Annotated in this window: 6 protein-coding genes, 2 tRNA genes and 3 rRNA genes; 8 read left to right on the top strand and 3 right to left on the bottom strand. The window is 41.6% G+C overall.

Translation table 11 applies throughout. From position 1 onward, the window contains the following. Positions 1–7: 7 nt before the first annotated feature. The 8 genes from GFH32_RS03935 (at position 8) to putP (ending at position 10,566) form a co-directional block, all read left to right on the top strand. Entirely contained in the window at positions 8–394 is a 387-nt protein-coding gene (locus GFH32_RS03935) for a GtrA family protein (protein WP_153509838.1), read from the top strand. A gap of 1,587 nt (positions 395–1,981) precedes the next feature. After that, positions 1,982–3,510 (top strand): 16S ribosomal RNA (locus tag GFH32_RS03940). A 130-nt stretch (positions 3,511–3,640) separates the two neighbouring features. Next, positions 3,641–3,717, top strand: a tRNA-Ile gene (locus tag GFH32_RS03945). A 13-nt stretch (positions 3,718–3,730) separates the two neighbouring features. Then, a tRNA-Ala gene (locus GFH32_RS03950) sits at positions 3,731–3,804 on the top strand. Between the two features lie 225 nt (positions 3,805–4,029). Continuing rightward, positions 4,030–6,911, top strand: a 23S ribosomal RNA gene (locus GFH32_RS03955). 98 nt (positions 6,912–7,009) lie between these two features. Continuing rightward, positions 7,010–7,121: ribosomal RNA gene (rrf, locus tag GFH32_RS03960) — 5S ribosomal RNA — on the top strand. The 16S, 23S and 5S rRNA genes sit together here with 2 tRNA genes alongside, the layout of an rRNA operon. 414 nt (positions 7,122–7,535) lie before the next feature. Continuing rightward, the gene (locus GFH32_RS03965; RefSeq protein WP_153509839.1) at positions 7,536–9,008 is read left to right on the top strand and encodes a S10 family peptidase; all 1,473 of its coding nucleotides are present in this window, start codon (positions 7,536–7,538) and stop codon (positions 9,006–9,008) included. 58 nt (positions 9,009–9,066) lie between these two features. Next, complete coding sequence (gene putP, locus GFH32_RS03970; RefSeq protein ID WP_153509840.1) at positions 9,067–10,566, top strand: sodium/proline symporter PutP; 1,500 nt, start codon at positions 9,067–9,069, stop codon at positions 10,564–10,566. 20 nt (positions 10,567–10,586) lie between these two features. Here the strand turns inward: putP and GFH32_RS03975 are convergent, their stop codons facing one another. From GFH32_RS03975 to GFH32_RS03985, 3 genes are all read right to left on the bottom strand, one after another. Beyond that, entirely contained in the window at positions 10,587–11,450 is an 864-nt protein-coding gene (locus GFH32_RS03975; protein ID WP_153509841.1) for a CPBP family intramembrane glutamic endopeptidase, read from the bottom strand. A gap of 133 nt (positions 11,451–11,583) precedes the next feature. Continuing rightward, the gene (locus tag GFH32_RS03980) at positions 11,584–12,432 is read right to left on the bottom strand and encodes a TraB/GumN family protein (RefSeq protein ID WP_153509842.1); all 849 of its coding nucleotides are present in this window, start codon (positions 12,430–12,432) and stop codon (positions 11,584–11,586) included. Between the two features lie 26 nt (positions 12,433–12,458). Next, a complete protein-coding gene (locus GFH32_RS03985) occupies positions 12,459–14,318 on the bottom strand; it encodes a CocE/NonD family hydrolase (RefSeq protein WP_153509843.1) in 1,860 nt (619 codons plus the stop codon). Between the last annotated feature and the right edge of the window lie 54 nt (positions 14,319–14,372).

The following is a 14,372-nucleotide window of genomic DNA, read 5'->3' on the forward strand; positions in this document are numbered from 1 at the left end:
TTAATCGATGACAGCGAAAGTACGAGAGTTTCTGAAAGTTCAGTTGTCCGCCTTTGTAGGTGGATTGTCTGACTTTGGTATCTATACTTTCTGCTATACCGTGTTGAAATATTCAGCGCCCTTCTCCAATGTGATAAGCGGTAGTTTAGGTGCAGTTGTTAATTTTACTATTAACCGTTATTGGTCTTTCAATAGTACAGCACAATCCCTAGGTAGTCAACTTTGGAAATTTATTATTGTTGTGCTAGGCAGTATCGGTCTTAAATCCTTAGGGATACATGTCTTCGTAGATATCATGCATTGGCATTTTTTACTTTCAAAGTTAATTGTAGAAATAGTCGTTTCATTGGGTTTTAATTTTACTCTTCAAAAATATTGGGTCTTTAAAAAATAATAGCATAAGAGATTGAAAGTATTTAATAGCGGCTAGTAATTTGTTTTTACTAGCCGTTATTGTATTTTAAAGGGTGCCATACAGTAAACTCTTCGATATGTTAATCAAACGGCATACCTTATTGGATATCCGTTTGCAAGTGCTGATCGTTTTTGGGGGTATTGTTTTTGTTTTGAGGATAACATTGACATACGTGTACGTACGAATCGCCTTTCTATGATGATAGCCTTGTAGAAATTGATTTAAGCTGAATCTGTTGTATTTCTATAAATTGGCTATATCTTTTGATCTTTTTCTTTTAGAGCGTATTTTCATATTTGATGTCATTGCTTAATTTCTGTTTCAATGGCTTTTTAAGTCATTATGTTCTTTTTTCATCAAGCAGCAATGGAAATGCAATATTTGATTGTTCCTTATATAGGAGCATCCTCCGTGCTAAGGGTTATTCTATTAATAGAAAGATCGGAATGATGTTTACTAGTAACAACTATAGCTTGTAAGAAATAAATGCAGTACCGCTATCTACTTTGTATTGATTTTTCATAATACATTTCTATTCCCATTGTGGTTCGGTGTATCGTTTCGAAACGCAGCGTCGATTTCTTGTTCGATGTATGATAACCCCGACCTTACTTATTCCCTAGTTTTCTATAGAGCTCAAGCCTACCTTAGGCCTAGCTGATCCCTAGCTTAACCCAATATTGATTAGTTTCAAGGCTTGAGCTGTGGCTGAGTTTTACTGAACCTCCGCTTTTAGTGACTAATTTTTGTAATCCTTATGCGGGTAGGGGATGATTTATTGAAGTGAATGGGACGATTTTTTATCGGCGATGCAATATTCTTTAACTTTTTTAGCCTCCTTAACGATCATGCAACCCTTAATTTTAAGACCCTGAAAACAATCTTTCGGCTATTTTGACTAATTTCTGTTTGCAAAAGCTAACTGAATGGCTTAGCCATAACAGCGCTACTAATCCGCCTTTAGGTATCCAAAACAGCTGTTTCTGTCCGATTATCCCTTTCCTTTAGGCCTTTTATTCAAATTTATCCATCACATCTATAGCGAGTTACGCAAAAGCCTAAAAAATATTCGTTGCTAGGTCTTGGAAGTATGGGATTAAAGTCCCTATCTTTGCACCACTCCGCAAGGGAGGGACGGTTAAAACAACCATGACATCGGGAAGGTAAGTAGACAAATTTTAGGGTATTATTCTTTAGAAAATGTGACTTAAAAAAAAGCTCAAAAAATATTTTAAAATAAATTTTGCAGATTAAAAAAAACCTTCTACCTTTGCAGTCCCAACTACGGGGAACGGCGGAAAGCGCAAGGCTTGACACCGACAAAAAATGAAAGTTTGAAGAGTGAATTCGTTCACCAGACAACATAGAAAAAGCAGAAGCGAGATGCGGAAGCGATAAGTTCTTTAAGAAATAATGATCAAGTAGCGCAGCGAGTAGACGAAAGTCGAAAGTTGAAACAAGAAGATTTTTTTAAATCAATTCAACCAGATCGGAACCAGGAAAACAGATATTAATACAAAGACAATTCTATTTTTTATAAATAGTCTTGATCTTACACTTCATTTTACAATGGAGAGTTTGATCCTGGCTCAGGATGAACGCTAGCGGCAGGCCTAATACATGCAAGTTGAACGGGATCCAGGTGGTAGCTTGCTATCATTTGGTGAGAGTGGCGCACGGGTGCGTAACGCGTGAGCAACCTACCCATATCAGGGGGATAGCCCGAAGAAATTCGGATTAACACCGCATAATACTACAGAATGGCATCATTTAGTAGTTAAATATTTATAGGATATGGATGGGCTCGCGTGACATTAGCTAGTTGGTGAGGTAACGGCTCACCAAGGCAACGATGTCTAGGGGCTCTGAGAGGAGAATCCCCCACACTGGTACTGAGACACGGACCAGACTCCTACGGGAGGCAGCAGTAAGGAATATTGGTCAATGGACGCAAGTCTGAACCAGCCATGCCGCGTGCAGGATGACTGCCCTATGGGTTGTAAACTGCTTTTATCGAGGAATAAACCTATCTACGTGTAGATAGCTGAATGTACTCGAAGAATAAGGATCGGCTAACTCCGTGCCAGCAGCCGCGGTAATACGGAGGATCCAAGCGTTATCCGGATTTATTGGGTTTAAAGGGTGCGTAGGCGGCACTTTAAGTCAGTGGTGAAAGACGGCAGCTTAACTGTCGCAGTGCCTTTGATACTGAAGTGCTTGAATGCGGATGAAGACGGCGGAATGAGACAAGTAGCGGTGAAATGCATAGATATGTCTCAGAACACCGATTGCGAAGGCAGCTGTCTAAGCCGTTATTGACGCTGATGCACGAAAGCGTGGGGATCAAACAGGATTAGATACCCTGGTAGTCCACGCCCTAAACGATGATAACTCGATGTTTGCGATATACAGTAAGCGTCCAAGCGAAAGCGTTAAGTTATCCACCTGGGGAGTACGCTCGCAAGAGTGAAACTCAAAGGAATTGACGGGGGCCCGCACAAGCGGAGGAGCATGTGGTTTAATTCGATGATACGCGAGGAACCTTACCCGGGCTTGAAAGTTACTGAAGGATGCAGAGACGCATCCGTCCTTCGGGACAGGAAACTAGGTGCTGCATGGCTGTCGTCAGCTCGTGCCGTGAGGTGTTGGGTTAAGTCCCGCAACGAGCGCAACCCCTATGTTTAGTTGCCAGCATTTAAGGTGGGGACTCTAAACAGACTGCCTGCGCAAGCAGAGAGGAAGGCGGGGACGACGTCAAGTCATCATGGCCCTTACGTCCGGGGCTACACACGTGCTACAATGGATGGTACAGCGGGCAGCTACATAGCAATATGATGCCAATCTCGAAAAGCCATTCACAGTTCGGATCGGGGTCTGCAACTCGACCCCGTGAAGTTGGATTCGCTAGTAATCGCGTATCAGCAATGACGCGGTGAATACGTTCCCGGGCCTTGTACACACCGCCCGTCAAGCCATGAAAGCTGGGGGTACCTAAAGCATGTAACCGTAAGGAGCGTGTTAGGGTAAAACCGGTAATTGGGGCTAAGTCGTAACAAGGTAGCCGTACCGGAAGGTGCGGCTGGAATACCTCCTTTCTAGAGCCTGATTCCGGCTCGTCTGCGCCACAATTGATCGTTTAAAAGAAAAAAGAGAAACACATTAGAAGAAAGTACCCACCCACCGTAAGGTTGGATGAGGTCCTAGAGAAGATGAGAAAGATAAGCTAGTCCCGTAGCTCAGTTGGTTAGAGCACTACACTGATAATGTAGGGGTCAGCAGTTCAAATCTGCTCGGGACTACCATCAACACACGGACGGGGAATTAGCTCAGCTGGCTAGAGCACCTGCCTTGCACGCAGGGGGTCAACGGTTCGAATCCGTTATTCTCCACGAGTCATCAAAGATGAGGGTGTTTAGTAAAGAGGGATTAGATAGAGGGTCTATTAAGACATACAATATCTAATATCTAACTACTAAGATCTGAATCACTAATGAAGACAAAGAGTTCTTTGACATATTGAAAGAAAAGAGACACAAGAGAAGACAACAGAAGTTTGTTCTACTTGTAGAACAAGCAAAAGCAACCTATCACTTAGCAAAAGGGGTGATAGTGTGAAGAAAGTAAATAAGGGCACACGGGGGATGCCTAGGCTCTCAGAGGCGATGAAGGACGTGATAAGCTGCGATAAGCTACGGGGATTGGCAAATGCGAATTGATCCGTAGATTTCCGAATGGGGCAACCTAATATACTGAAGGTATATTGTATAATACGCGAACGCGCCGAACTGAAACATCTAAGTAAGCGTAGGAGGAGAAAATAATAATGATTTCCCAAGTAGTGGCGAGCGAACGGGAAAGAGCCCAAACCTATATTGTTACGGCAATATGGGGGTTGTAGGACCACGATATTGTACTGTGCTATGAACTGGAAGCAGGTGGGAAACTGCGCGATATGGGTGATAGCCCCGTACAGGTAAAGAATACAGACATAGTGGTATCCTGAGTACCGCGGGACCGGAGAAATCCTGTGGGAATCTGCCAGCACCATCTGGTAAGGCTAAATACTCCTGAGAGACCGATAGTGAACCAGTACCGTGAGGGAAAGGTGAAAAGAACCTCGAACAGAGGAGTGAAAAGAACCTGAAACCGTGTGCTTACAAGCGGTCGGAGCAGACAAGTTCTGTGACGGCGTGCCTTTTGCATAATGAGCCTACGAGTTACTCTTGTCCGGCAAGGTTAATTGATTAAGTCAAGGAGCCGAAGCGAAAGCGAGTCTGAATAGGGCGCATAGTCGGATGAGGTAGACGCGAAACCTTGTGATCTACCCTTGGGCAGGTTGAAGGTGCAGTAACATGTACTGGAGGACCGAACCGATAAACGTTGAAAAGTTTCCGGATGACCTGAGGGTAGGGGTGAAAGGCCAATCAAACTGGGAAATAGCTCGTACTCCCCGAAATGTTTTTAGGAACAGCGTCGGCATTGAGTCTAGCAGAGGTAGAGCTACCGATTGGGTGCGGGGGAGTCAAATCCTACCAAATCCAGACGAACTCCGAATGCTGTTAGATATGGCCGGCAGTGAGGCTTTGGGTGCTAAGGTCCAAGGCCGAGAGGGAAAGAACCCAGACCATCAGCTAAGGTCCCAAAATGTAGTCTAAGTTGAACTAACGAGGTCCGGTTGCCCAGACAGCTAGGATGTTGGCTTGGAAGCAGCCATTCATTTAAAGAGTGCGTAACAGCTCACTAGTCGAGCGACCGGGCGTGGATAATAAACGGGCATCAAGATTACTACCGAAGCTATGGATTACAATTTATTGTACTGGTAGGGGAGCATTCTATAGGGGGTGAATCCGCAAGGTGACTTGTGGTGGACTTTATAGAAAAGCAAATGTAGGCATAAGTAACGATAAGGCGGGTGAGAAACCCGCCCACCGAAAGACCCAGGTTTCCTGATCAACGCTAATCGGATCAGGGTTAGTCGGGGCCTAAGGCTTATCCGAAAGGAGATTGCCGATGGACAACGGGTTAATATTCCCGTACTATTAATAACTGCGATGTGGTGACGGAGTAGTGACACTGCCGCGAACTGACGGAATAGTTCGTTGAAGGACGTAGGTATTGGACTGGTAGGCAAATCCGCCGGTCTAGCTGAAATCTGATAGTACAGCAAACCCTCGGGGGCGCTGATAGTGCAGGTAAGCAGACTTCCAAGAAAACCCGCTAAGCTTCAGGTTATTAATACCCGTACCGCAAACCGACACAGGTGGTCGAGGAGAGAATCCTAAGGTGCTCGAGTGAATCATGGCTAAGGAACTCGGCAAAATGGCCCTGTAACTTCGGGAGAAGGGGCGCTTCCTCCAGCGATGGAGAAGCCGCAGTGAAAAGGCCCAGGCGACTGTTTAGCAAAAACATATGGCTTTGCGAAATCGAAAGATGAAGTATAAGGCCTGACACCTGCCCGGTGCTGGAAGGTTAAGAGGGGATGTCATCCGCAAGGAGAAGCATTGAATCGAAGCCCCAGTAAACGGCGGCCGTAACTATAACGGTCCTAAGGTAGCGAAATTCCTTGTCGGGTAAGTTCCGACCTGCACGAATGGTGTAACGATCTGGGCGCTGTCTCAGCCATGAGCTCGGTGAAATTGTGGTATCGGTGAAGACGCCGATTACCCGCAACGGGACGGAAAGACCCCATGAACCTTCACTATAGCTTAACATTGAAATTGGGTACAGGATGTGTAGGATAGGCGGGAGTATGTGAAGCGGTTTCGCTAGGAATCGTGGATACAACCTTGAAATACCGCCCTTTCTGTATTCGGTTTCTAATCCCGCATTGCGGGAGACATTGTTTGGTGGGTAGTTTGACTGGGGTGGTCGCCTCCAAAAAGGTAACGGAGGCTTTCAAAGGTAAGCTCAGTACGCTTGGTAACCGTACGAGGAGTGCAATGGCATAAGCTTGCTTGACTGTGAGACCAACAAGTCGACCAGGGTCGAAAGACGGACATAGTGATCCGGTGGTTCTGTATGGAAGGGCCATCGCTCAAAGGATAAAAGGTACTCTGGGGATAACAGGCTGATCTCCCCCAAGAGCTCATATCGACGGGGAGGTTTGGCACCTCGATGTCGGCTCGTCACATCCTGGGGCTGGAGAAGGTCCCAAGGGTTGGGCTGTTCGCCCATTAAAGTGGCACGCGAGCTGGGTTCAGAACGTCGCGAGACAGTTCGGTCCCTATCTGTTGTGGGCGTTGGAAGTTTGAGTGGATCTGACCTTAGTACGAGAGGACCGGGTTGGACGGACCGCTGGTGAACCTGTTATGCCGCCAGGTGTACGGCAGGGTAGCTACGTCCGGGATAGATAAGCGCTGAAAGCATCTAAGTGCGAAACTAGCCACGAGATGAGACTTCCTTATAGGGTCGTTGTAGATGACGACGTTGATAGGTCATAGGTGTAAAGGTTGAAAGACCAAAGCCAAGTGATACTAATAGCCCGAAGCTTTCCAATGCAGATAGTCTGTTGTCCTCTCTCTTTTTGAATCTTTTCTTTCAATAACATGTCATTGTTACTGTACTTGAACAATCAAGTATAGAACATAAAGATATTCAGGTGCCTATATCGGCGGTGTCCACCTCTTCCCATTCCGAACAGAGAAGTTAAGCCCGCCAGAGCCGATGGTATTGCCGTAACAGGTGGGAGAGTAGGTCGGCGCCTATTTTTATACGAAAAGCTCGTTATCGAAAGATGACGGGCTTTTTTGTGTTATAGATATTAGATGTTAGACATTAGATATTAGATGTTGGGCGTGTTTGCTGGAATCTGTCTAGTGGAGATGTTGGTTCATTGGTCTTATATCTAAAATCTAATATCTAAAATCTTATATCTAATGTCTAAAAATTAACATAGATTATCCAATTCTTTACCTATTCTGCTTATATCGGTAAATCTTAAGTTATCAGTGGGAATCAGCGCGAGATTTTCTATATCTTGTAGATACTTTAATATTATTAAGTACTTATTGGTTTTTTGATTGTTGACCTCTTTATGATTTAGTTTTCGCTTTATATTATAGAGCGATTTGATTTTTGTTGAGACTAAACAACCAATCAGACTGAACTAACATACACCTTTATGAAAAATCTTCTTTTATTCTCGATTTTAATGCTTTTTCTTGGGGATGCTTTAGCGCAGCGCATTCCAAATGCAGATACTGTTGTTGTAACTAAGCATCAGATCACTGCAAATGGACAGAAGTTCTCTTATACAGCACATGCGGGTACTCAGCCTGTATGGGATACTAAAGGAAAGGTGCTTGCTACTGTACATTATACCTATTATACGCGAGATGGTATTGATAACAAAGCTAAACGTCCGTTGGTTATTTCTTTTAATGGTGGTCCCGGTTCAGGATCCGTATGGATGCATGTTGCCTATACTGGCCCTAAGCTATTGAATATAGACGATGAAGGTTACCCACTACAACCCTATGGTGTAAAAGAGAACCCGTATTCAATCCTTGATGTTGCTGACATTGTTTTCGTAGATCCTATTAATACCGGCTTTTCAAGGATATTAGATGAGAAGGCAGATAGAACACAGTTCTTTGGTGTTAATGCAGACATTAAATATCTTGCTGAATGGATTAATACGTTTGTTACCAGATATAATCGTTGGACTTCTCCTAAATATTTAATAGGTGAAAGTTACGGTACAACACGTGTATCAGGCTTAGCTTTAGAGCTTCAGAACTCACAATGGATGTATCTTAATGGTGTCATTCTTGTTTCGCCTACTGAGCTAGGTATTCGTCGAGATGGGGCTGTTGAGAAAGCTAACATTTGGCCTTATTATACAGCAGCAGCCTGGTATCACAAGCGTTTAAATCCTGAATTGCAGAGCAGAGACTTAGAAGAGATATTACCAGAAGTTGAGAAGTTTACTATAGATGAGCTTCTGCCAGCAATCGCAAGAGGTTCTAGTTTGGAAGCGTCACAGAAGGAGGCAATCATTAAGAAGATGGCACGTTACTCCAGTTTATCAGAGACTGTTATAGCACAAAATAATTTAGATATTTCGACTTCACTCTTTTGGAAGGAGTTATTGCGTGATAAAGGACAGACGATTGGACGTCTTGATTCACGTTACATTGGCGTTGATCAAAGGGATGGTGGTGAACGTCCTGACTATAATGCAGAATTGAGCTCTTGGTTACATTCTTTCACCCCAGCGATTAATTATTACTACGCGAACGAATTGAATTATAAGACCGACGTCAAATACAATATGTTTGGTTCTGTACATCCTTGGGATAATAGCAATGACCGTACAGGATATAATTTACGTGAAGCGATGGCCTCAAATCCATACCTTCATCTCATGGTTCAATCGGGATATTTTGATGGCGCCTGTGATTACTTTAATGCGAAATATAATTTGTGGCAAATGGATCCTTCTGGGAAACTAGCAAGTCGCATGAGTTTCATTGGTTATCGTAGTGGTCATATGATGTACCTACGCAAGGAGGATTTAATAAAAGCAAACGAGGATATTCGTCAGTTTATTAAGAAATCCCTACCGGCAGCTGATAAAGCCGCGAAGTATTAAGATTATTATTAATTCAGAAGTTTACAATCTCAAGCAATTTCCCCTTTAAATTAGAATTATGAATATTTACGAATTGATCTCCATTGGCCTATATATGCTACTGATGATTCTTATAGGTTTATACTCCTATAAAAAATCTACCAGCAACTCTGATGATTTCCTAATTGGCGGGCGTAAAATGGGAGCTGCAGTTACTGCACTGTCTGCAGGAGCGGCTGATATGAGCGGTTGGTTATTAATGGGCTTACCTGGCGCCATGTATTTGACGGGGCTTTCCGCTTCATGGATTGCCATTGGACTAACTATAGGCGCATTTCTTAATTATGTTATTGTTGCTCCACGTCTTCGAGTATACACAGAAGTGGCCAAGAATTCAATAACACTACCTGTTTTTTTTGAGAATAGATTTCATGATAAGACTCAACTATTGAAGATTACTTCATCGGTATTAATTCTCGTCTTTTTTACGCTATACACTTCCGCAGGAATGGTGTCAGGGGGGCGATTATTTGAATCGGCGTTCCAAATGGATTACTATACTGGGCTGTTTGTTACGAGCTCAGTAGTCGTATTATATACTTTTTTAGGTGGATTTCTTGCGGTTAGTTTAACTGATTTTGTACAAGGTACCATTATGGTGTTGGCTTTAGTAATTCTTCCAACGGTGATTGTATATCAAATTGGTGGAATGTCTGAAACATTGGAAATTATTGAGACTAAGAATGCAAATTATCTAGATTTATTTAAAGGGACTACCACGATATCTATTTTATCGCTAGTAGCCTGGGGCTTAGGCTACTTCGGCCAACCGCATATATTGGTTCGCTTTATGGCGATTGAACATGTCAGTGATATTCCAAAGGCGCGCAATATTGGTATTTCGTGGATGATATTTACTGTCGGAGGAGCAATGCTTGTAGGCTTATTTGGTATTGCCTATTTAATAAAGTATGATCCTGTGGAAATGCAACGATTTGATGGTTCGAAGGAAGTTGCGGAAACAATCTTTATACATCTGTCAAGAACCTTATTTCATCCACTCGTCGGAGGCTTTCTATTGTCAGCCATTCTAGCTGCAGTGATGAGTACTATATCCTCTCAGCTATTAGTGACTTCGAGTTCGATGACCGAGGATATTTATAAAACCTTTTTTAACAAGGAAGCATCGCCGAAGCGAATGTTACTGGTGAGCCGTTTGTCTGTATTAATTGTTGCAATAATTGCTCTTCTTCTCTCTTTGAGTCCAAAGGATAGTATCTTAAATTTAGTTGGAAACGCCTGGGCTGGTTTTGGAGCGGCATTTGGGCCATTAATTATCCTCTCATTACTTTGGAAGAGAACAACTGCAATGGGCGGTTTATTCGGTATGCTAGTGGGTGGAGCTGTCGTATTAGCATGGGTTTATATACCACATAATTATAAAGAAGTTTATGAAATGATCCCAGGCTTTATCTCTAGCTTCTTAACAATTGTAATTGTATCCCTGTTGACTAAGCCTGTAAGTAAAGAAATTGAAATGGAATTCGATGAGGTTGATCGTATTGTAAAGCAAAGCTAACGACTATCTAAGCGTATCCGCTATTTGTTGATGGGTTCAATTGTAAATTCTTTCTTTAAAAGTATCAACAATGAGTCCTTTCTATATCCTTTAGCGGAGCGCATATCAATATCTACATAATCATCGTAAACTTGATATGTACCCTTTCCATATAATGAATCGACTACTTGACTTAAAGGATATTGGCGAACATTAAGGTTGTATAAAGTGTCGGAGGATTCACGCACAAAAAATAACAATTCAGACGTATCTCGAAATTGAGATACATTGATTTCCATGCTTATGGATGGATTGTTTACTTTGGTTATTGGATTCTTCAATAGTATGATAGTACCGAGCAAGGAGAATGTAAATAAGTTCCAGAAACCGTATAGTCCCCAGCTATATATAAATCCTAGTCGCACACGTATAAACGTAAATACGAAACCATCAACTAAGTTTGAAGAGACAATTAGAATACCCAGTATATAGAAAAGTAGATTGGCGTTTTCAAAGTTACTAAGGTGCGCAAAACCATATAAGAAAACAGAAGTATAGGCTATCCAACGATAGTTTTTTCTCCAAGTATTTCTGGAGATAAGCTTTCCATAGAATTTTTTGTACTTCAAAAAAAATCTAAAAGCAAATTCTTCAACTAATGGAGCTAACACGACGACCGAGATCATGTAAATTAATACATTTTCATCTGCGTCATCTTTCTTCGTGAAAATTGGGTCGAGGTATTGAATAAGATACTGTAAAGGTAGTATAACCGCCAATATTACCACCTTGAAGAAAAACATAGTAAAGAAAACCTTACTATAGGTGTCAGTTCTATAAGGGTTTAATTTCCTATCGGTAGGATTTAAGACGAAACTCCAAAAATGTTGAAGAATCTTAAGCATCGATTTCTATATATTTGGTCTGGTGTTACATCACAAAGATACCAAAAAAACGAATAGCGTTGTAGCCTGCTAGAATTATTATCTAATAGGAAAGAATAGGGCGGTTTTTTAATCTTTCTTTAAGAGAATCGGGTTAATTGAAAACAGGTGTTACTTGATATCCCTTCTTTTTTAATAAATTGATAATCCCTTTTTCCCCAACTAAATGTCCTGCACCTACAGCAAATAGGCTCGCCTGCTGCTCCATCATAGTAGGTATTTTTTCCATCCAAGCATTATTACGTTTTTCTAATAAGTCGACCATCTTATCTTCTTCCATGTATGAAGGGTCATTGAATAAGGCTCCTAACGCATCGAGATCTTCGCTGAAATATGCATTAATCATGGTCTTCGCAATTTCTTTCTGCTTGTCCAAGGTTAAAACATACTGATATATCTCTTCAGCTCCCATAATCGAATTCAAAAGTTTAAACTGAAAATCTACGGTTTCCAATTCTGCTATATTTTTTCCTTTTGCCTCGTCTTGAGCTAACAACTCTGTTTCCATACCTTTCACGGCAGTTGGATCATCACAGGCAAAGCTGAACAACGTAAGCAAAGACATTATTCCAGCTTGTGACAAGGCATCGAGGTACATAGGAGGAAAGTTTTGCTCTGTTAGAATCGAGTCCATTACCTTACGCTTTGCAGGATCAAAATCTTGAAAATATGCACGATCAGGTTTTAAATATTCTCGCATAGCATTGAGATTTTCTTCTTTTGTGATATCGAGTTCAAAAACAAGTTGGTCTACTTTCGATAATGTAGCTTTCGCTTTTTCGTTCATTTTAAAGTCTTCTTGACATGCTAAATGTATAGTCCCGAATAGATAGGAATCTTTTTTAAGACCATTTCCAGACACTTTCCAAACAAGACTGTTTTGTTGGGCAGATACTGCAGAAAAGAAGAAGATAGCGAATGTGAGAACAAATAATCTGTACATAACCTTACGTTTTAGGATTAGAAAGTCTATAATTTATCGAAAATAATTTTGCTTGCCTTGTCTTTAACAAAATACAATCTATGTGTGTTTTTTATGAAGTCTTCTTTTGTTGCTTGAAAAATGTCCATGAATTGATTTGGATTGCGATCAACTAACGGAAACCAACTATGCTGGATTTGAACCATTATTTTATGACCTTTTTTGAAGGTGTGAGCAACATCGGGTAAATTTACCTTCACTTGAGTGGCTTGGTTTGGTATAAATGGTTCTGGATTAGTGAATGAGTTTCTAAACTTTCCACGTAGGATTTCACCCCGAACTAGCATTTGATAATTCGGCATCACAACATCTTTTTCTATAGGTGAGGTAGCGGTGCTTGTATCAGGATATACATCGATTACTTTAACAACAAAATCTGCATCGGTACCTGTCATTGAAACCCAGAGATCCGCGATTACAGGTCCTGCCATCGTCAAATCCTCCGCTAGCACGTCCGTTTCAAAAACGATAACATCTGGACGGTTCGCAGCAAAACGTTGGTCAGCAATCATGTATTCACGCGTGCGATTAACAATAACTCCTTCTTGAGATGGCACTGGTTTATTTGGATCACTGCTGTACTCAATAAATTCCTCGCCTTGTTCCAAAGTTTTGGAAAGCTTCCCATTTGCGGAGAGAAATAATTCATCCTTAAGTACATCTTTCGGTGGCCATTGTGAAAAATGCTGCCATTGATTGGAACCCGTAAAGTAGATATTTGCTTCATCCGGTTCAAAAGTTCCGATACCCTTTAGGTGATATTCGAAAAATGGTTTCTCAAACTTTTGCTGGTAAGTTAAACTTGTTTTTTCTCCAAATCTTATATCTCCAAATGAATCACCTTCTGAACGAACCCATCCGCCGTGATACCAGGGGCCCATTACTAAAATGTTGTTGTTCTTTTTGTTTTTCTTTTCGATTTGTCTGTAGGTTTCAAAGGCGCCGTAGGTGTCCTCGGCATCATAAAGTCCACCAACAACCATGACCGCTGGTTTAACGCTATTTAGGTGCTGTGTAATCGTTCTATTTGTCCAAAAGGTATCCAAAGTGCTATGCTTAGCTAAGTTGTCCCAGAACTTAACAGTATGGCTTAGATACGTTTTCTTTAAACCAGATAAAGTCGGGTTATCTAAGAAGAATTTATATAGATCTTTTGATGGCAATTCGAATCCCTTCGGACCTTCTTTATTTGTTATAGGCTTTGGGCGCGTAGCATCAAATACATACATAAAGCGAAAAGCATCCGTTAGAAATAATGCACCACCATGATGAAAATCATCCCCAATAAACCAATCCGTCACGGGGGCTTGAGGAGATACTGCCTTTAACGCTGGATGGGATCCAATTAAACTAGCGGTAGCATAAAAACCCGGATAGGAGATGCCATACATCCCGACTTTTCCATTATTGCCTTTTATATTTTTTACAATCCAATCGATTGTATCCCAAGTATCGGTGCTTTCATCGATCTGATGCCCATTTTCCTTGGTTTTTGTCGGTCGGATATCTTCGAATTCGCCTTCGCTCATCCATTTACCCCGCACATCTTGATAGACAAAAATATACCCGAGCTTCATCATTTCGGGGAAGTTTCCTAAGCTGGTTTTATATTCATTTTCACCATATGGAGCAACAGTATAGGGCGTTCTATTCAGCAGGATAGGGTATTTCTTTGACTTGTCTTTTGGAGTATATATTGCAGTGAATAAGCGTTTTCCATCACGCATCGTAATATATTTTTCCGACTTGTCGTAATGTTCTTTTACATACTCGGCAGTATTTTCCTGCGCAAATAAAGCGACTGTTGCAAATACCCATATAAGGCAGCTTAGTAACCCGTTTTTCATCTCTTGGTCTAAATTTGTTCGTTCCGTGAAATTAGCTATTTTTTATCTGTTTTA

Source organism: Sphingobacteruim zhuxiongii (assembly GCF_009557615.1).
Lineage (GTDB): Bacteria > Bacteroidota > Bacteroidia > Sphingobacteriales > Sphingobacteriaceae > Sphingobacterium > Sphingobacterium zhuxiongii.

What these genes read in the sequence shown, in the direction of transcription:
- GFH32_RS03935 (WP_153509838.1), top strand. Translation starts at nt 8, where the DNA reads ATGACAGCGAAAGTACGAGAGTTTCTGAAAGTTCAGTTGTCCGCCTTT.
- GFH32_RS03965 (WP_153509839.1), top strand. Translation starts at nt 7,536, where the DNA reads ATGAAAAATCTTCTTTTATTCTCGATTTTAATGCTTTTTCTTGGGGAT.
- putP (WP_153509840.1), top strand. Translation starts at nt 9,067, where the DNA reads ATGAATATTTACGAATTGATCTCCATTGGCCTATATATGCTACTGATG.
- GFH32_RS03975 (WP_153509841.1), bottom strand. Translation starts at nt 11,450, where the DNA reads ATGCTTAAGATTCTTCAACATTTTTGGAGTTTCGTCTTAAATCCTACC.
- GFH32_RS03980 (WP_153509842.1), bottom strand. Translation starts at nt 12,432, where the DNA reads ATGTACAGATTATTTGTTCTCACATTCGCTATCTTCTTCTTTTCTGCA.
- GFH32_RS03985 (WP_153509843.1), bottom strand. Translation starts at nt 14,318, where the DNA reads ATGAAAAACGGGTTACTAAGCTGCCTTATATGGGTATTTGCAACAGTC.